Origin of the sequence: Pectinatus brassicae (assembly GCF_014201835.1) — a bacterium.
GTDB classification, from domain to species: Bacteria; Bacillota; Negativicutes; order Selenomonadales; family Selenomonadaceae; genus Pectinatus; species Pectinatus brassicae.
The window spans coordinates 39479-58757 of sequence record NZ_JACHFH010000005.1 but is presented as its reverse complement, the minus strand read 5'-3'; the positions used below and the strand labels follow the sequence as shown (position 1 = coordinate 58757).

The window sequence follows — 19279 nt, the reverse complement described above, 5'->3', positions numbered from 1 at the left end:
AGACACCTTTACATATATTCATATATTTTGCTGCAATTTAGTACAATTTCCCTATTGATAAAGAATATATATTATAAATTTCATATCTTTTGTCATACAACTAGATTAGTGTTAGTCAGCCGCTAAAATATATGGTATAATAAGACAAATCTAATATAAAAGGACTGGTGTTAATGTCACGATACTCCAAACGTATCAGTGAAAAGATTGAAAAATCTAAAAAGCCTTCGACTCCGTCGCCAGCTAAGCCGGGCCGCGACATTGTTCTAATCATCCTCATTTGTATCAACTTTATTTTTTTGATGATTGGCTGGAGTCAGCTGGCAATTCTTGACCGTGTAATTTACATATTATTAGAAGGTGCTTTATTATCAATTTATGCTCAGCGTCATGCTAAACTTAGCGAAAAATATACCGATTGGGTAAAATATTTTAGCTTTGTTTGTATGGGCTTTGCCTTTTTATTTTTCATTTATAGCTGTTATCTGCGATATATCGCTGCTTAAAAATAAAAACCAATGCAAAACAATGCATTGGTTTTTATTTTTACAATGAAGGTTTATTTATCAGTTTCCTTATCTTCATTAACTATATTATTGCCAAATATATTAACAGCATTTTTTAATCTCTTTTGTTCTTCTTCATTCAAATCATCATCAGCAACAATAATCTTAGTTTTGTCAACAGGTACTGTTGCTGTTTTTGTTTGTTTGGCTGGGGCTTTTTCTGATGATTTCGCCCCAGCTGATTCATCCATTATACAAACAAGACGTATGGTCTGCCCTGTTTTTTCGAACAGGATTCCTTCCAATAGATTCCGATAATCATCCCGTTCCGTACGAGCTTTTAAAAAAGACGCTTTAAATGCCAATACCAGCTGTCCATTTTGCAGTGAGCGAGGCTGCGCCTTTTCCACACAAGCTAAGGCTGGTATTTTATGCTGCATTTTTAATTCACGTAAAGCAACCTGCCAAATAGATGATGCATCAGCATCTGTTATATCAATTGCCGGTTGTACCAAAGATGCTGTTTCAGTATTTTTCTGTACTTTAATATCCGGCAACAATGATTCTGCCGCTTCTAAAGGCAGTGATTTTTTAACATTTTCTACCTGTCCAGGTCCAGTAGCTTTTACAGAAATCTTTGTCTGCATTACTGGTGCATTTGCTGCCTGCTGTCCGATATTGGACAGTAATTTTTCCAAATGCATTATTTTTGCTTCCAGCATATTTATTTTTTCATTAGTTGGAACTGTTGCTTCCCTATTTTCATAGGGATAACATAATTTCATTAATGCCATTTCCACAGTTACGCGCGGCTGCGGTGACCAACGAGTTTGTCCGAGTGCTTCGTAGACAGTTTTTATCATAGTTGTAAGTTGTTCATGTGTAAAACTGTCAGACTGTCTTTTTATTACCGCAAAATCTTCCTTATACATATCAAGCGTCAAGGTTTGCGCCGCTTTATAAACCATAAGAGAACGCCAATGCCAGCTAAGCTCAGTCAATAATTGACTGATTGATTTACCAGTGTTCAATATATCAGCTATTTCCTGCAAAATACTCTGTATATCATGAGCGGCTATCGCATCAGTAATCTTCCACAATGATTCATGGGCAATAATCCCCAAAATTTCTGTTACTTTTTCTTTTGTCAGCTTTTCATCTGATTGTGCCGTACATTGATCGAGCAGGCTTAAGGCATCGCGCATGCCGCCATCAGCATGTACTGCTATTGTCTCTAGTGCTTCATCTTCACATACAACACCAATACTACTTGTTATTTTTTCTAACTGTTTTTGGATATCTTTTTTGGTTATTCGTTTAAAATCATACCGCTGACAACGTGATTGTATCGTAGTAGGAACTTTATGTACTTCAGTTGTTGCTAAAATAAAAACAACATTCGAAGGTGGCTCTTCCAATGTTTTAAGTAAAGCATTAAATGCTTCCGATGTCAGCATATGAACTTCATCGATTATATATACTTTATATTTACCATCAACTGGTGCATATTTTACCGTCTCACGCAAATCGCGTATTTCATCAATACCACGGTTGGAGGCAGCATCTATTTCATATACATCCATAAAGGTATTATTATTTATTTTTGAGCAGTTGCTGCATTTATTACAAGGCTTAGCTGTAGGTCCATGCTCACAATTTAATGCTTTTGCCAAAATTTTAGCGGTACTTGTCTTGCCTGTCCCACGCGGCCCAGAAAACAAATAAGCATGACCTATTTTACCCGTCTTTATGGCTTGTGCCAAAGTATGGCTAATATGATCCTGCCCCACTAAATCAGCAAAATCTTTAGGACGCCATTTGCGATACAGTGCTACATATGCCATAATAAACCACCTTTTTACTACATAATTTTGCGAACTAAAAAAACAGCTTCTCAAGTCAGACTACGACGCTCAGGCACCCTCACGGCACATAAAGGTGATCACTTACCGCTGCTTCCTTCCGGATCTGACGGGGTTCATGAGTCTTCATTGCGTGAGACCCAAGCGCCGCAGTCTCACCTGGGAAACTGCTTTTGCTTAACTATTTTAACACATGATGTATTATCTTGCAAGAAAAAGATATATATTTACGAATTTGCTGAAATAGTCTATACTAAATTATAATTAATAATATATTTATACTATCTGGTATTATCAGATTTTAAAAAAGATTATATTAGATATAAATATTTTATATTTTTTAATCATTACATATAATTTTAGAAAGTCGGTGTATTTATGCAAACAATCGCTCTTATAGCTCATGATGCCAAAAAGGATGAAATGCTCGATTTCGTCAATAATCACAAAGATTTATTAAAAAATTTTCATCTTGTTGCAACTCGTACTACCGGTACACTTATAAATAAGAATTATCAGCTTGATGTCGAAACAATGATGTCAGGTCCACTAGGCGGTGACCAACAAATAGGTGCTATGATTGCTACTGAAAAAGTCGATTATGTAATTTTTTTACGTGACCCTTTGACTTCACAGCCGCATGAACCTGATATTAACGCTTTACTGCGCATTTGTGATGTACATAACATTCCATTAGCTACTAATCGCAAAAGTGCTCATATCATCCTCAAATATGTTTCCAATAAAATGGACTAATAAACAAAAAGCACCGCCAGCTGGCGGTGCTTTTTGTTTATTCATATTTACTAATAGCTTTTTCCAAAGCATCAAGCATATTATTAATATCTTCTTTAGTTATTACAAGCGGCGGCTGAAAAGCCAAAACATTTCTGGCTATACCATTTTTACCAATTATAAAACCATTATTTTTCATTTCTTCAACAATTAAATCTGCTTTTTCTGGTGCCGGACTATTGTCCTTATCTACCAATTCCGCTCCAACCATAAGGCCAAGACCACGTATATCCCCGATAATGCTATGACGATTTTGTATTTCTGCCAGTCCTGCTTTAAGCTGAGCTCCACGTTCTTTTGCACATTCAATTAAATCAGCTTCTTCTATATAGTTAAGCACAGCTATACCTGCTGCCGTTGAGACTGGATTACCGCCCAGTGTTGACGCCCCAGGCTTAGTATATATATCTGCTACTTCTGGTTTAGCAATAAACGCACTTATCGGAGCACCATTGCCAAGAGCCTTTGCCATAGTCATAATATCGGGCACGACGTCAAAATTTTCAATAGCAAACATTTTGCCTGTTCTGGCAAATCCCGTCTGGACTTCATCAGCAATAAATAATATCTTATGCTTATCGAGAATTTCTTTTACGCGTTTAAAATAGTTTTTAGGTGGAACCACTATCCCACCATTTCCCTGTATTGGCTCAGCAATATAGGCAGCAATTTTATCAGAAGTAGCATAGCCGATAATATCTTCAATCATATTAGCGCATTCCATATCGCATTCCGGATAGCGTTTTTTCAGCGGACAGCGATAACAATTAGGATTAGGCGCAAAATGAATACCGCCTACTGGATTAGGATCAGTACGCCACATACTTATTCCCGTAAGGCTCATCGTGAGCTTGGTACGGCCATGTAAGCCATGACGCAGGCTGATATACTCACTGTTATTAGTATATAGCTGAGCCAAAAGTAATGCACCTTCATTAGCTTCCGTTCCAGTTGAGCAAAAGAATGATTTTTGCAGATTACCGGGCGTAACCTGTGCCAATTTTTCTGCCAAATTAACAAAATTTTCCGTAAGATATATATTACAGACATGCTGCAGTTCATTTACCTGATCGCAAACAGCCTTGGTTATTTGAGGATTACAGTGCCCGCAGTTCATTACTGAAACACCGGCAAAAAAATCCGTATATTTTTTTCCCGTATGGTCGAACAAATACTGCATATTACCTTTAACCATTTCCGGTGGTTCCTGATAAAAATGTCCCAGACAAGGCATAATGTATTTTTTCTTTTTTTCCAGTATTTTTTCCGGTCCAATATATTGTTTCATAAGTACTCCCTTTCCTGAAAATCACAATATACAATATCGTCGCATTATACTAGTTGTATTTTAGGTGCATGAAAGGCTCCCCTATATGCTATAGTTCTTTGCGCTTTAGCGCTTAGAAATATAGTACACACCGCGTGCGGAGCTGGCAGCAAAGCTGCCTGAGGGGTTAACCCTTCCGACTTGACTTCGTCAAGCCACCTTCCCTATGCTGTAGTTCTTAGTGCTTTAACACTTTAGAAATACAGTACACACCGTGCAGGGACGGCTTAAAGGACATACTAGTTTATTAACTAACACAATACAAATAATATCGATATTATGTTGTACCAACTAATAAATTAGTGCAACATTTTTTCTTTTTAAATAAGCTGATTATCTCGATGCTTCATAACGATATACACCATTGCCAAAGGCACGTGGTGCATCTACTTTTATTTCTTCAATGAGTTCATCAATATTATAAGCAGCAAAATCATCAATGACCTGGCGATAAATGTTCACAAGACTACCTGTATAGGCTGCTGTATAATCCTGTGCTTCAATGCAAAATGATGCTGCTGTATTTAATTTATCCAAATATGGCAACAGGCATAAATCATGAGCAAACAATACATTATTTCTATTATACTGCGTGCGGCGAACACTATGAATTTCATCAGCAGTATCTATAAAGGCATAGTGCTTATCAAATACTTCTGGATTAGTAATTTGTTTTTTACCAGTTTCCTGTTCGATAAAGTCAAAATCGCAAATCATCGCTTCTATTGCACCATGCACGATAACTTCAATCGGCAATGAGCTTTTTTCTATCAAGGTTTGTACCTGTTTACAGCCAAGTTCTAAAGAAGCAGTTCCCATTACTGCCCCTTCATTTTGCAGCAATGCTGCTGCCTTAGCATTAAATAAACTAAAGGATACACCGCACTGCACAGGGATAGCAGTCAATTTTTTAGCCATATTAAGTGTTCCTATATTATGTACGAGAATACCATCTGGTTTTATAATATTAAGCTGTGTAAATAATTGTTCCAGCTCACTGATTTCCAGTCTTCTCGTTATGCGCGGTGTCGCAATCACCAGCTTACAATTGGCTTTTTCTGTAATAATACGGGCTTCTTTAAAATCTGCTAATGTCCATGGTGTAAGTGGACGGTAAACATCGCCACCAGCATATACAACATCAGCACCATTGGCGCAAGCTTCTTTTAAATGCTCTAGTGAAGCACAGCGAACTGCCAGCACTGGCTTATTTTCGCTGGAAACTGTTTTAAATTCTGTTTTTATTGTTAAATCTGCTTCTTTAACAGCCTTGCTGAAAAAGCGTGGTTCACCTTCTCCTGATAAACCAATCTCATCATAGGTCGGTTTAGCAACAGCAAAACATGTAGAATAGCCACGAACTTCATTATCCTTTAAAATCTGCCAATCTTTTTTATCCATGCTGTAGCCGGTAGGATCAGCTACATATCTGTCAATAGCACGACGATATGTACCAACTATATTGCTGACAAATTCCGCATCACGCATACGTCCCTCAATTTTAAAAGAATATACACCTGACTGAATAAGTTCCGGCAAAGCCTGATACATACACATATCTTTAAGAGCCATTTTATATTCAGATTTTTTCTGTGCCATATAATCAGCATCATTAATGTTTTTTTCTTCGGCAAATTTATACTGCCAACGACAAGGTTTCATGCATAAACCACGATTACTGCTATGACCGAATACCACACCGGAATGTATACACTGACCGCCCTCAGCAATGCACATATCACCATGCACAAAAAATTCTATTTCCATATTAGTTTCATTTTTCATTAGGCGTATGTCGGCCAAACTCATTTCTCGGCTGGCTACAATACGGGTAATACCAAACTGCTGAAATTTTTCTATCATTTGGGCATTATGCGTATTCATCATTATTGATGAATGTAAGGTCAAATCGAGTCCCAAACGCTTCACTATTTCTACAACAGCAAAATCCTGTACTATAAGTGCATCAGGATGGACATCATTGCTAAGGCAAGTCAGATATTCTTCCAACGCTGGAATTTCCTCATCACTTATAAGATTATTCAGCGTTATATATAAACTTACTCCATGAGCATGGGCATATTCTACCGCTTTTTTTAGTTCTTTATTATCGAAGTTAAAATCATCACGAAACCTTCTCATGTTAAAGGCTTTACCGCCCATATAAACTGCATCAGCGCCAGCTTCTACCGCAGCTACTAATGTACTCCATTGACCAACCGGGGCCAAAAGTTCAACTGTTTTTTTATTGACTAACATAAACTACTCGATACCATCCTTACTAAAAAAATTTATACTTTATAAACTATAACTTCAAATAAGTTATTTATTTGATAATAATACATTATACAATATTGTGTCAAAGTTTACATGTTTTTCTATTATTCATAACGCAATGCTTCTATCGGATCCAATTTAGCTGCCTTTCGTGCCGGATATATACCAAAGAACAAGCCAATTCCAACAGAAAATAAAAATGACAACAGTATGGGCTCAATTGTTATAACGGTAGTAAAACTACCAACCTGTGATATTGCCATAGCGGCCCCACAACCAACCCCAATACCAATGACCCCGCCAATTACACTCACAACTATCGACTCAATCAAAAATTGCAGCATTATATCTTTAAAAGTTGCTCCTAATGCTTTTCTTATGCCGATTTCCCTGGTGCGTTCGGTGACCGATACCATCATAATATTCATTATGCCAATGCCGCCTACCAGCAATGAAATTGCCGCAATACTGCCTAACAGCAGTGTAATCATCGTAGTAGTATTAGTCATTGTTTCCATTATACTGGTTAAATTACGCACCTCAAAATCATCATCAGCCGGTTTTTTTATACGATGGCGCTGCCTTAGTAATGTTTCTACTTGCTCCTGCACCATATCTATTTTATCCGCTGAAGATACTTGTATATTTATAGTACGTATACTTGTCAACGCCATTAATCTTTCCATCGCTGTTGTTATTGGTATCAATACACAGTCATCCTGATCCTGTCCCATTGAGGACTGACCCTTGCTAGCAAGTACACCTATGACCTTATACGGATCATTATTAATACGAATATTTTTACCTACCGGGTTACTCTCACCAAATAAATTTGATGCTACAGTTGCGCCAATAACGGCCACACGATTTCGTGTATTCATATCATTTGTGGTAATAAACGAACCGCTTTTTACGGTCAGTGAGCGTATCATCATATATTCTGAAGTGATACCATATACTGTGGTATTCCAATTTTGGTTGCCATTTACAACCTGATATGATTTTTGCACATTAGGGGCAACATAATCAATATTTTTTATCTTTTTCTTAATTGCATCAGCATCATCTAATTTTAGTTTTTCACCACTGCCAGCTGCCTGACGCACCCCATTGACCCTAGGCGCGCCAGCAGTAACAATAAGCATATTACTGCCAAGACTTGCTATGGAGTCTTGAACCTGTTTTCTGACGCCCATTCCAACAGAAACCATTGCAATAACAGCGCCAACGCCAATTATTATACCCAGCATTGTAAGAATTGAGCGCATTTTATTCGCGAAAAGTGCCTTTATGGCAATAATTACACTTTCTCTAAACAACATCCATTTTGACCCCCTTTCCGACATCTTTGGTAATTTTTCCATCCCGCACCAATAATTGTCGTGACGCGCATTCTGCTATTTCCGGCTCATGCGTAACTAAAATAACAGTTTTCCCCTGCTCATGCAGATCCATAAATATATTCATTATTTCCCTGGTGGATTTTGTGTCGAGATTGCCCGTAGGTTCATCAGCCATAATTATGCTGGGATCATTTACAAGTGCTCTGGCGATTGCTACTCTTTGTCTTTGCCCACCTGATAGTTCATTAGGCTGATGTTCTGCCCTATCATCAAGGCCTACTGCCCGCAAAAAATAATGGGCCCGCTCATGCCGTTCCTTATAGCCAACTCCAGCATATACTAATGGCAAAGCAACATTTTCTAAGGCACTTATGCGCGATAATAAATTAAAATTTTGAAAGACAAAACCAATCTTTTTATTGCGCGTTTTGGCCAGTTCATCATCACCCAAATGGGCTACTTCTGCACCGTCCAGCTTATAAGAGCCTTCGGTTGGTCTGTCCAAGCAGCCCAAGATATTCATCAAAGTTGATTTACCTGAGCCTGATGGCCCCATAAGGGCTGCAAATTCCCCTTTTTTTATATTTAAGTCAATACCGTTTAACGCAGCTACCTGCTGCGTTCCTACCTGATAAATCTTTTTTATATCTTTAAGTTCAATAGTCATTTTACACCTGCTTTTTTGTCCTATTATTAAAACGGCGGCCCGCCATGACGTGTTGACGTTGTTGACGTTTTAGTTTTACTGGCTGTATAATCAAGCGATATTTTATCACCGACATTTAATCCGCTGGTTATTTCCACATAGTCATCGCTGTAAATACCTGTTTTTACATATTTGTTAACAGTTCCTTGATTTTCTATAATTACTACATATGAGCCTTTACTGTCTGTTTTTAATGCTGATAAAGGTACTGCCACAGCATCTTTTTTGTCAGCAGTATTTATTTCTACCCTTGCCGTCATTGCTGGTTTTAATAAATTATCATCATCAGCAACATCTAACGTTACATAGTAATAAATTACTGACGACGATGACGATGAGCTCGTGCTGTCTGACGAAACATCCCAGGTATTACTTGTATCAGTCTGCGATATCTTAATTACTTTTGCTGTAAAATTTTTATTATTATAGGCATCAACCGTAAATGTCGCTGATTGTCCAACTTTTATCTTGCCAATATCCGTTTCATCAATTTTGGCTAATATTTGTTTTTTTGATAAGTCCGCAATTCGCATTATAACCGTAGGATTGCTTGTTCCCTGCACCGCCATTGTCCCCGGTGTTTTAGGCTCACCTACTACTACGCCGCTTATCGGTGCTGTAATAACGGTTTCATCAAGGTCTGATTTAGTAACTTCCATATCACTTTTAGCTGTCGCATAATTATACTGAGCATCTTCTAAGTCTTCTTTTGATTTAGCTCCAATATTGTATAAATACTGCATACGGTTATATTTAGACAGTGTATTATTCACTGTTTCTTTTGCTTTTACCAATTCATTTTCTAAATCCTTACCATCCAAAACAGCTACAGTCTGTCCCTGCGTTACAGTATCATTTTCTTTTACTAATACCTGCTTTATTCTTGCAGTTATTTTAGAACTGACTTCAACTGATTCCACTGGTTTTATCGTACCTGTTGCCGATACTGTCGATTTTAAGTTCATTTTCTTTACAGTGTACATTTCACTCGGCAGCTTGCTGTTTTGGGCTGCCTGCTGAACCTGCCAATATTTATAGCCGCCCGCAGCCAAACATAATATAACTATTACAGCTATGATTATTTTCTTATTTAAAAATTTTTTCATATATCAAGTTCCCCCGCTTTTTTACCCATAACGTTTTCCAATTGCGCCATATAACGGGCATAATCATATTGGGCACTTATTCTATCAAGACTGGCTGTTGATAACGCTAATTGAGCATCAATTATATCCAATATGATACCTGCACCAACACGATATTTTTCCTGAGCGATAAATAAGTCTTCCTGCGCCTGTTCTACCGCAGTTTCACTTGTATTAACCCTTTTTTCCGCCTCACGCATATTAAGATAAGCCTGACGCACCGCCAAATCAACATCATCCTTTTTCTGCAGCAAAGTCAGTTGTGCTGATTCCCAGGCGGCCTTTGCTGCATCAACGTTCGCTCTAGTAATACCATTGTCAAAAATATCCCAGCTGGCAGAAATCCCCACCGTATAATTATAATCATTTTTAGATGGTGCTGGCTGTTTATTCCAGCCCACACTTAATGAACTGTCAACAGTAGGCTTATAACCGGCCTTGGCCAGTTTGAGATTCTTCTCCTCGATAGCACAATCAATCTGTGCCTGCTGTAAGTCCTTCCTATTATCATCAGCATAACCCAAGCAGCTGATAAGTGATTTTTCAAACGGAATATATTTGAAATCATCAGTTAATATCAGTTCTTCATCATGCTGCATTTTAACAATGTTTTTAAATGTAATTACTGCTATATCATAATCATTAACAGCTTTTATCAAAGTTTGCCTGGCATTGGACAGTTCCACCTCCGAACGCAGCAAATCTGATTTAGGCACACTGCCGCCTAGATATAAATTGCGGACATTAGTTAAATGTTTTTCATAATTAGCCACCGATTCTTTATCTACAATAATGGTTTTTTTTGCCTGCAATATATCATAATAGGCTTTTACCGTATTATATTCGATATTTTCAGCAGTACGCTCAATATTTAACCCACTTTGCCGTAAACTATCTTCCTTTATCTGTACATTAAGTTTATTTTTCCCTGCTGAATAAATTGACTTGCTGACTGCAATACTATTGTCATTATCACGCTCAAAATCTTTTTTTACACCGTCAGTAACACCATCAGCTACGGATAAACTGCTTTTAAGGGAAATCGTCATACCGTCTTTCGCTTTAGTTGCTTCCAATTCAGCCTTGGCCTTAGCCTCATCCTTAGCTGCTATTTTTATATCAAGATTATTTTGCAGCGCCATTTGTACTGCTTCATTAATTGATAACGAAGCACAATAACCTGTCGCTTGCTGTAATGAAAATAACAAAACAGCTCCCAACATTATTTTTTTTATTATGCTAAAATGCATATAAAATTCTCCTTTCCATAGGTAAATCAAAATGCAAAATAGTTGTGCCGCCTAATTCTTCCTTGTGCCACTGCCGTTTCCTACAGCAGTGTCCCCTTATTTCTATTAATACAGTATATCATTATACCTTATCTTATAATAGATTACTATTTACTTTATAATCAACAATTCATGTAACTTATAGAAAAATTTGTACTTTTTTCTATTCTCATTTTACATTTAATTCGACTATAGTACTTGACGTATATAACATTGATAAACTACAATATTACGAAAGATAATATATAAATCACATTATCTATGTATATAATAAGAGGGAGATTGAATAATATAATGAAAGTTTTAGTGGCTGATGGCGTATCAAAAAAAGCCGTCAATATTTTAGAAAAAGATTTTGATATAGTTGTTAAGGATAAATTATCTGCCGAAGAATTATTAGAAATAATTCCGCAGTATGATGGTATTATTGTACGCAGTGCTTCTAAAATAACCAAAGAAGTTATCGCCAAAGCTGATAATTTAAAAGTCATTGGTCGTGCCGGTGTTGGTACTGACAATATTGATATTTCTGCTGCAACCGAGCGCGGTATCATCGTATTAAATGCTCCAGAAGGAAATACTATTGCCGCAACCGAACATACCATGGCTATGATGCTTTCTATGAGCCGTATGATTCCTATTGCTAATGAAACCCTACAAAAAGGTGAATGGAACCGCAAAAAATATGTTGGTGTTGAATTGCGCGGCAAGACACTTGGCGTTATTGGTTTGGGTCGCATTGGCTCTGGTGTTGCCAAACGTGCTATGTCCTTTGACATGAATATTATTGCTTATGACCCTTATTTAAATGAAGAACGTGCTGATGCCTTGGGTGTGACTATTGGTTCGTTGGATGACGTTGTAGAAAAAGCCGACTTCATCACTGTACATATGCCTCTTACCCCGCAAACCAAAAACATGATTAATAAAGATAATCTTGGCAAAATGAAAAAAGGCGTGCGCTTAATAAACTGTGCCCGCGGCGGTATCATTAATGAGCAGGATTTAGCTGATGCTGTGAAATCCGGCCAAGTCGCCGGTGCTGCTATCGATGTGTTCACCTCTGAACCATTGGCTGAGGATAACCCATTACGTAATATTGATAACATTGTACTTACTCCACATCTTGGCGCATCTACCGTCGAAGCTCAAATTGGTGTTGCTATTGACGCTTCCCATGGTGTAGCTGCAGCATTAAAAGGTGAGCCAGTATCAACAGCTGTCAATATGGCACCTGTATCCGCTGATACCATGGCTAAAATCCGTCCATATCTTACTTTGGCCGAAAGACTCGGCTGCACCGCCCAATCACTCTCTGACGGTCCTATAAAAGATCTTACCATTCGCTATAATGGTGAAATCGCGGCAATAGACACAAAGATGATTTCCATTGCTATTATTAAAGGTTTACTAAATCCAATACTGCAAACCTCAGTAAATTATGTAAACGCTCCGTCAATAGCTAAACAACGCAATATAAAAATTGAAGAAATAAAAAATAAAGATGTCAGTAACTTTGCTAATCTTATAACGGTAAGTGTAATAACACCAAAAGGTGAGCAATCCGTGCAAGGTGCACTATTTGGCACAGAAGGCCGCATTGTCAGCATAAACCAGCATCGTGTTGATGTCGACCCCCATGCCCGCATTCTTATCTGCCCGCATATCAACCGCCCCGGTATGATTGGGCTGGTCGGTTCTATCCTTGGTAAATTTTCTATCAATATTTCTGGTATGCAGGTTGGTAAAACAGCAATTGCCGGTACCAGCATGATGGTTTTAACTATCGATGATGATATCTCACAGGATATTATTAATGAAGTTTTAAAAATTGATGGTATTTTTGACGCTAAACTAGTCAATTTTTATGCAATGTAATTAAGCTAAAAACAGTTGGCCCCTATGGCGGCTGTTTTTTATTATTTTTTTAGTTTTTTCCTAGTATTTGCCAAAAATTATAATTATTCACCATATTATATGTATATATTATTTTTATTATTTGATAAACAAACGCTTTACTTATAACTATGATTGTATTATACTTTTAATTAAAGCTGGATTTTATAATCCAATATTTTAAGGAGGATTCTTAACATGAAAATTTCTGTTATTGGCGCTGGTAACGTAGGCGCTACTGCTGCCAACGTATTGGCTTTAAAAAACTTTGCTGATGAAGTAGTATTGCTCGATATTAAAGATGGCGTTGCTGAAGGCAAAGCTATGGATATGATGCAAACTGCTAAAATGATGCATATTGATACAAAAATCGTCGGCATAACCAATGACTATTCTAAAACTGAAGGCTCCAATATCGTTATCATCACTTCCGGTATGCCTCGTAAACCTGGCATGAGCCGTACTGACCTTATTGGTGTTAACTCCAAAATCGTAAAATCAGTTATGGATGAAGCTTTGAAACATTCTCCTGACGCTATATTCCTTATCATCTCCAATCCTGTTGATACTCTTACATATCTTGCACTTAAAGATAGTGGATTACCTCGTGAACGCGTAATTGGTATGAGCGGTCTTTTAGATGGAAGCCGTTTTGAATATTATTTAGCACAAGCTATCGGCTGCCCTGTAGGTGATATCGATGCTATGGTTATCGGTGCTCATGGTGACCTTATGGTTCCTCTTACACGCATGGCTACTTATAAAGGTGTTCCTGTCAGCGAATATCTGTCCGAAGAAAAACTTGCTGAAATTGAACATGCTACCCAGGTTGGCGGTGGTACCCTCACTTCATTACTTGGAACCTCTGCTTGGTATGCTCCTGGTACAACTGCAGCTACAATGGCAGAAGCTATTGCTAAAAACACTGGCAAAACATTATCCTGTATTGCTTTATTAGACGGTGAATACGGCGAAAAAGACGTTTGCGCTGGTGTTCCTGTTGTTCTTGGCAAAAACGGTATTGAAAAAGTTCTTGAAATTGCCCTTAACGATAAAGAAAAAGATATGTTCCAAAAAAGTGTTAATAGCGCTAAAGATACCAATGCTCAATTAAAAGAAGCATTAAAATAATCTTTATAACAAAAATGGACCTAACCATATGGTTAGGTCCATTTTTGTTATATAAAATTTTTGGACATTAAAAAGCAGCTTGCTGATATTATTTATCGAACAAGCTGCCCTTACCTAGATTCCAACATTCATACCTCTTTATTCTTTTTTTGTTTTTGAAGCTCAATTCTCTCTAGCCCTTCATTCTTTCTTAGGCCATTGTTCTTTGTATATATCTATCCGCGAAATAAATATACACTTTATAATACATAGCCGGCTATTAGTAACGACGCGTTATCTTCGTTATTCTTACTATGGATAATTTATATAGCATTGGAGCAATCATCCATATTAACAAATCTAATGCGCATTATACTGTAGAACTCTGTCTCATGACCAACTTTTACACCATTGTGTCTATTTTCATTCTCCGAAGCAAGCATTTTGGCAACTTCATAGCCTGTACACTTTAGCAAAAATTATCACCAGACAACAAAATTATACTTTTTATTATAATTTGTCACTCCCCTTCGTCCACAAAAACATTTCTTAATATTGATCAATATTTCTTCTGTTTCTTAGGACCGAAAAGATAACACCAATCATCAAATCAATTGGTCCATCTTTTCTACCTTTAGTATAACATAATGATAATAATTTATCAATATAGAAATATATTTTTATTTAAAATTTTCAGACATATACTGGACTATATCTAAAATTTAGATATAGTCCAACCTCTTAATATTTTAAGAAGTTGAACAATTCACGAACCATGATTAAAGATGACATCGCCCCTGGATCCTCATGTCCTATGCTGCGTTCCCCAATATAAGAAGCGCGTCCTTTCTTAGCCGGAATAGTCTTTGTATAATCTAAGCCATCCTTAGCTGCTTTTACAGCTGCTTCAATACATTGATATAACGTTTTATCTTTTGCTTCTTCCGGCGTAAAACATTTATGCACTGGTATCAAAACATCCAGCATTGTTTTTTCGCCTGCATCAGAATGACCACGTCTTTTTACACCTTCAACTGCTGCGTTCAATAATTTTTCAACATTTTCAACATTAAAAGTCGTATTTTCATCACACGCTGCTGCTGCTCGCAAAAAGGCCGTTGCGTATAAAGGACCTGATGCTCCGCCAATACTTTCAGCAAAAGCCGTTCCTACTGTTTCAAAAACTACTTTTGTACTGCTTAAATCATTTAAGCGTTCCAATTCTTCCATTGCAGCGGTAAAACCACGTGCCATATTAGTACCATGGTCACTATCTCCAATAGAATCTAGTCTGTCTAATAAATCGCGCTGTTTAATAACTGCTTCCGCAATATGGTCAAGCGCATCTTTCAATCTTGTCAACACTAATTCCCCCAAAAATATAATCGTATTTATTATAACATATAATCCAATTATAAATAAATATAATTAAAAGTTTTTTTATATATTTTTATAATATACTATATTGAAATTTTCTCACAAATCATCGTATAGCAATAAAAGAAATTATAGTATATATAATCATAAATTTCAATAGGTTAATTTATAATACTGTATCCTATATTAACAAAAATTGGATAATGCATACTTATTATAACTATTTATTACTAATATTCATTATCATTATTTGTTATTATATCATTTAGTTCTAAAAAATTCAAATAATTTATATAATTAAACGTTTACTTTTATCTATGTTTAGTTGTCATAAATATTTGACCTATTGACTTTATTATTATATATATATATAATAAATATCGTAGTAATTTATTTTGTTAGCTTAATGCTTTTAGCACTAGTAACTCACGGGGACGTAATGGTTTCGACGGGGGCAGCTGATGCATGAGAAGCGAGCCGGGGGGTCATCAACCCGTCAGTAAGGTGAAACTAACTTTTATAAATATAAAAGCTAACGAAAATTACGCTTTAGCAGCTTAATGCTAACCTCTTTTGTTTCTTTTCCCGCATGAAGCAAAAAGAGGACAATAGCGGGATACTTTATAATTAATTCTCGGAAATTATAAAGGAATTTTATCGAGATAGGTTAACAAGGGTTTGTTTGTGTAGCTTTATTAACTAAAATTAAAACACAAAATGCGCTCGGAGAAACTTGTGCAGCAATGTTTTCGGACAGGAGTTCGATTCTCCTCGTCTCCACCAACAATGACCTTAACGTACTTAAGGATAATATTATATAAAACCACAATACAACAGCTGTATTGTGGTTTTTGTTTTGCATAAATTTATATACTGAAAATAAAAATAACAGGAATACTGCATTTTTATTTAAGATACAGCATCCCTATTATAATATAAATTCAAATTTTATAATTTAAATTTGTGAATACCATTTTGCAGTTCAGTAGCCAACTCTGCCAAGGTCTGACTGGCGGTGGCAATTTCTTCCATAATTGCTGATTGTTCCTCTGTTGCTGCCGATACAGTATGGGTTTCTTCCGCTGTATCACGACTGAGCTCGTCAATCGATAATACACTTCTAAGGGCCTGTTGGCTGCTCTCGTGCATTATCCTGATAGCTGCAGTATTTTGCTGTACCTGTTCAGAAATTGTTTTTATTAAGCCAACAATTTCTTCGAATGACTGCCCGGCTGTCTGGATTACCTTAGTTCCAAGTTCTACCTCCTGATTGCCTGTATTCATTGCTACAACAGCATTTTGCGTTTCATTTTGTATCTTGGTAATCAATGAACTTATCTGTTCTGTCGCATCTTGTGACTGTTCTGCTAGTTTTCTGACCTCTTCTGCTACTACAGCAAAACCTTTACCACTTTCGCCAGCACGAGCTGCTTCAATAGCCGCATTAAGTGCCAATAAGTTAGTCTGACCAGCAATCCCGGCTATAGTTTCGATAATTTTACCAATTTCAGTTGAACTATTGCCTAAATCCTCTACCACACGAGCAGACTCACCTACAGTAATCTGGATTTGTTCCATTTGTTTTATTGCTTTTTGGATGGCTATGCTGCCCTGTGTCGCTTTTTCTGAGGACTGACGTGACTTATTGGCCACATCTTCACCAATCCTTGCTGCAATATCAACTTGGTCTGATACTTTTTGCATAAGCCCAGATGCTGTATTGGCAACGTTTAATTGTTCATTAGCTTTGTCAGAAACATTGGTAATCGAATCGGCTACCTGATTTACCGCCTGTGAGGATTGATGTGACTGTGCTGTCAGCTCTTCACTTGAAGCAGCTAATTGCGAAGATTGATCTCTGACATTTGATATTAAAGCTTTTATTTGTTGTTTCATTTTTTGGAAGCTTTGTGCCAATTGCCCGATTTCATCTTCAGAATCAATGTCTATATCACGATCTGCTAAATCACCTTGTGCTAAAAGCAGACTTTCATCACTCAGTTTTATTATCGGTGCAATAAATTTTTTTGCAAATATTATAATTGCCACTACTGACAATATAATGCAAAGAATTGAAAGTCCCAACATCAACCAGCCTAAGGTTACCACCTTGTCAGTTGCTTCACTAAGCGGTGCTGCTACTGACATAACCCAGCGTTTACCGCCAGGAATATTTATCGGTGTCATAACTGCAATTCGTTCACCATTATGATTATAGGTGCCAATGGCCTGTTTGCCATTTTGCGCAGTTTTTACAAGCTCTACCAATTTTTCATCTAATTTATTATTTGGTATATTGAGAGCCGGATCAACCTCGGTTTTTGACAAATTCAATTTACCAACAAGATTAGCCTTTGTCGGATGAGCTATAATAACACCATTTTCATCTGATATCTGACCATAACCGGTATCGAGGAATTTTAATTTTTTCAGCATAGTGCTTAAATATTCCAGAGACATTGTTCCACCCATGACGCCAGTTATCTGCCCATTATTTTTTACCGGCACCACTATGACCACGGATAATTTTCCTGTAGTCTTGGAAATCAAGGGTTCAGACATTACCGGCATCTTTTTTTCCAAACAATCCTTTAAATATGCTCTGCCCTGATAATCATTTTCCTTCATCGCACTCGTATAACCTTTGCCAGTTGCGGCATCAATATAAAACAACACATCAAAACTTTTCTTTTCCTGCTCTTGGGCATTTAATAACTGCATAATTTGTGCCGTATTTTTGCCATCGGTAATAGCCGGCTGCGCAGCCAGCCCATCGAGCTGTGTTACATAAACATTAAGGTAGTTTTCAATACGAGTAGCATAATCTTCACCTATTGATACTGCTGTTTCATTGATACTTTGCTGCAATGTTTTTTTAGCAAAATAATAGCTAGATAATGATAATACCGCTAAAAAGAAAACAAATACTGGTATAAGCCCTGCTAATATTTTAAATTTCACGCTTTTTCTTGACATTCCCTCAACTCCTTTTATTATTTTTTTCCAAATATTCAGGTTTTAACAGAGTTGCCTACTTAACTTGAAACCTAGAAAAAATTCCGCAATTATTTTATATTATTTTCTAGGTTTCTCTATTAAATACCTGCCATTCAATTATTTATATTTTATGATTACTTTATATATTATATAAAACAGCCAGATATGTATTGGTAATAATACAATCCCCTTAATAAAACGCCCATATAAGAATACTGTTGCCGCCTTATGGTAAAGCTGCGTCAACCAAAAAGTATTTAAAAATAAGTCGACCAGCAAAAATGTCAATAAAAAACAACCACCCATTACTGGTAAAGTAATATTTTTCCTGCTAAAAAAATAGCCATAAATTAATCCTGTTATAATACTGCTAATAGTAAAACCAGGGTAGTACAGACCCGGCTCAAATAATAAACAGCCTAATATATCTGCTAAACCTGCCATAATGGCGGTTTTAAACGAACCAGCATTAATTGCATAAACTGCTATTGGCAAAAAGCCAAAACTAAAACGCATAAAAGGAGTTTGTATAGCAAAAATATGCGTAAAGATAATCGTTAATGCCATAAATATACCACTTAAAATAATGAAGCTAACTGAACTTTTTTGCACAAAAAAACATCTCCCTATATTAGCTGTTACGTTGCCA

General features: G+C 36.7%; 15 protein-coding genes and 2 other RNA genes. 5 read left to right on the top strand and 12 right to left on the bottom strand.

Annotation, left to right across the window (positions count from 1 at the left end; translation table 11 throughout):
- Positions 1 to 173: 173 nt before the first annotated feature.
- Entirely contained in the window at positions 174 to 506 is a 333-nt protein-coding gene (locus HNR32_RS02955; protein ID WP_183859520.1) for a hypothetical protein, read from the top strand.
- A 53-nt stretch (positions 507 to 559) separates the two neighbouring features.
- Here the strand turns inward: HNR32_RS02955 and dnaX are convergent, their stop codons facing one another.
- Entirely contained in the window at positions 560 to 2350 is a 1791-nt protein-coding gene (gene dnaX, locus HNR32_RS02950; RefSeq protein WP_183859517.1) for a DNA polymerase III subunit gamma/tau, read from the bottom strand.
- Between the two features lie 25 nt (positions 2351 to 2375).
- Positions 2376 to 2582, bottom strand: an RNA gene (gene ffs / locus HNR32_RS02945) — signal recognition particle sRNA large type.
- A 164-nt stretch (positions 2583 to 2746) separates the two neighbouring features.
- On the opposite strand from ffs, the gene HNR32_RS02940 reads away from it, so the two are divergent.
- Positions 2747 to 3124, top strand: a complete 378-nt coding sequence (locus HNR32_RS02940) for a methylglyoxal synthase (RefSeq protein WP_183859514.1) — start codon at positions 2747 to 2749, stop codon at positions 3122 to 3124.
- A gap of 37 nt (positions 3125 to 3161) precedes the next feature.
- Here the strand turns inward: HNR32_RS02940 and HNR32_RS02935 are convergent, their stop codons facing one another.
- From HNR32_RS02935 to HNR32_RS02910, 6 genes are all read right to left on the bottom strand, one after another.
- Positions 3162 to 4451 carry an aspartate aminotransferase family protein gene (locus tag HNR32_RS02935; RefSeq protein WP_183859512.1) on the bottom strand — a complete coding sequence of 430 codons (1290 nt, stop codon included), beginning with the start codon at positions 4449 to 4451 and terminating at the stop codon, positions 3162 to 3164.
- A gap of 372 nt (positions 4452 to 4823) precedes the next feature.
- Positions 4824 to 6749 (bottom strand): peptidase U32 family protein, encoded by a 1926-nt coding sequence (locus tag HNR32_RS02930; protein WP_183859510.1) that lies wholly within the window; start codon positions 6747 to 6749, stop codon positions 4824 to 4826.
- Positions 6750 to 6871: 122 nt separating this feature from the next.
- A complete protein-coding gene (locus HNR32_RS02925; protein WP_183859508.1) occupies positions 6872 to 8089 on the bottom strand; it encodes an ABC transporter permease in 1218 nt (405 codons plus the stop codon).
- Positions 8079 to 8777 carry an ABC transporter ATP-binding protein gene (locus HNR32_RS02920; protein ID WP_183859505.1) on the bottom strand — a complete coding sequence of 233 codons (699 nt, stop codon included), beginning with the start codon at positions 8775 to 8777 and terminating at the stop codon, positions 8079 to 8081. The genes HNR32_RS02925 and HNR32_RS02920 overlap by 11 nt, the downstream gene beginning before the upstream one ends.
- A 26-nt stretch (positions 8778 to 8803) precedes the next feature.
- Positions 8804 to 9922: an efflux RND transporter periplasmic adaptor subunit gene (locus HNR32_RS02915; RefSeq protein WP_183859504.1), complete on the bottom strand. Its 1119-nt coding sequence runs from the start codon at positions 9920 to 9922 to the stop codon at positions 8804 to 8806.
- Positions 9919 to 11211 carry a TolC family protein gene (locus HNR32_RS02910; RefSeq protein ID WP_231038228.1) on the bottom strand — a complete coding sequence of 431 codons (1293 nt, stop codon included), beginning with the start codon at positions 11209 to 11211 and terminating at the stop codon, positions 9919 to 9921. The genes HNR32_RS02915 and HNR32_RS02910 overlap by 4 nt, the downstream gene beginning before the upstream one ends.
- Positions 11212 to 11544: 333 nt before the next feature.
- Here HNR32_RS02910 and serA point away from each other — a divergent pair, with 333 nt between their 5' ends.
- Positions 11545 to 13128, top strand: a complete 1584-nt coding sequence (gene serA / locus HNR32_RS02905) for a phosphoglycerate dehydrogenase (protein ID WP_183859502.1) — start codon at positions 11545 to 11547, stop codon at positions 13126 to 13128.
- Between the two features lie 216 nt (positions 13129 to 13344).
- Positions 13345 to 14277, top strand: coding sequence for a malate dehydrogenase (gene mdh / locus HNR32_RS02900; protein WP_183859499.1), 933 nt, complete (start codon positions 13345 to 13347; stop codon positions 14275 to 14277).
- A 302-nt stretch (positions 14278 to 14579) separates the two neighbouring features.
- Here the strand turns inward: mdh and HNR32_RS02895 are convergent, their stop codons facing one another.
- Positions 14580 to 14732, bottom strand: coding sequence for a hypothetical protein (locus HNR32_RS02895; RefSeq protein ID WP_183859497.1), 153 nt, complete (start codon positions 14730 to 14732; stop codon positions 14580 to 14582).
- Positions 14733 to 14997: 265 nt separating this feature from the next.
- Positions 14998 to 15618 carry a dihydroxyacetone kinase subunit DhaL gene (gene dhaL, locus HNR32_RS02890; protein WP_183859495.1) on the bottom strand — a complete coding sequence of 207 codons (621 nt, stop codon included), beginning with the start codon at positions 15616 to 15618 and terminating at the stop codon, positions 14998 to 15000.
- A 445-nt stretch (positions 15619 to 16063) separates the two neighbouring features.
- Between dhaL and ssrA the strand changes: the two genes are divergently transcribed.
- Positions 16064 to 16416, top strand: a transfer-messenger RNA (tmRNA) gene (gene ssrA, locus HNR32_RS02885).
- A 165-nt stretch (positions 16417 to 16581) separates the two neighbouring features.
- Here the strand turns inward: ssrA and HNR32_RS02880 are convergent.
- On the bottom strand, positions 16582 to 18609 hold the full coding sequence (locus HNR32_RS02880; protein ID WP_183859493.1) for a methyl-accepting chemotaxis protein: 2028 nt from the start codon (positions 18607 to 18609) through the stop codon (positions 16582 to 16584).
- 138 nt (positions 18610 to 18747) lie between these two features.
- Positions 18748 to 19242 carry a folate family ECF transporter S component gene (locus tag HNR32_RS02875; RefSeq protein ID WP_311636348.1) on the bottom strand — a complete coding sequence of 165 codons (495 nt, stop codon included), beginning with the start codon at positions 19240 to 19242 and terminating at the stop codon, positions 18748 to 18750.
- Positions 19243 to 19279 lie beyond the last annotated feature (37 nt).

What these genes read in the sequence shown, in the direction of transcription:
- HNR32_RS02955 (WP_183859520.1), top strand. Translation starts at nt 174, where the DNA reads ATGTCACGATACTCCAAACGTATCAGTGAAAAGATTGAAAAATCTAAA.
- dnaX (WP_183859517.1), bottom strand. Translation starts at nt 2,350, where the DNA reads ATGGCATATGTAGCACTGTATCGCAAATGGCGTCCTAAAGATTTTGCT.
- HNR32_RS02940 (WP_183859514.1), top strand. Translation starts at nt 2,747, where the DNA reads ATGCAAACAATCGCTCTTATAGCTCATGATGCCAAAAAGGATGAAATG.
- HNR32_RS02935 (WP_183859512.1), bottom strand. Translation starts at nt 4,451, where the DNA reads ATGAAACAATATATTGGACCGGAAAAAATACTGGAAAAAAAGAAAAAA.
- HNR32_RS02930 (WP_183859510.1), bottom strand. Translation starts at nt 6,749, where the DNA reads ATGTTAGTCAATAAAAAAACAGTTGAACTTTTGGCCCCGGTTGGTCAA.
- HNR32_RS02925 (WP_183859508.1), bottom strand. Translation starts at nt 8,089, where the DNA reads ATGTTGTTTAGAGAAAGTGTAATTATTGCCATAAAGGCACTTTTCGCG.
- HNR32_RS02920 (WP_183859505.1), bottom strand. Translation starts at nt 8,777, where the DNA reads ATGACTATTGAACTTAAAGATATAAAAAAGATTTATCAGGTAGGAACG.
- HNR32_RS02915 (WP_183859504.1), bottom strand. Translation starts at nt 9,922, where the DNA reads ATGAAAAAATTTTTAAATAAGAAAATAATCATAGCTGTAATAGTTATA.
- HNR32_RS02910 (WP_231038228.1), bottom strand. Translation starts at nt 11,211, where the DNA reads ATGCATTTTAGCATAATAAAAAAAATAATGTTGGGAGCTGTTTTGTTA.
- serA (WP_183859502.1), top strand. Translation starts at nt 11,545, where the DNA reads ATGAAAGTTTTAGTGGCTGATGGCGTATCAAAAAAAGCCGTCAATATT.
- mdh (WP_183859499.1), top strand. Translation starts at nt 13,345, where the DNA reads ATGAAAATTTCTGTTATTGGCGCTGGTAACGTAGGCGCTACTGCTGCC.
- HNR32_RS02880 (WP_183859493.1), bottom strand. Translation starts at nt 18,609, where the DNA reads ATGTCAAGAAAAAGCGTGAAATTTAAAATATTAGCAGGGCTTATACCA.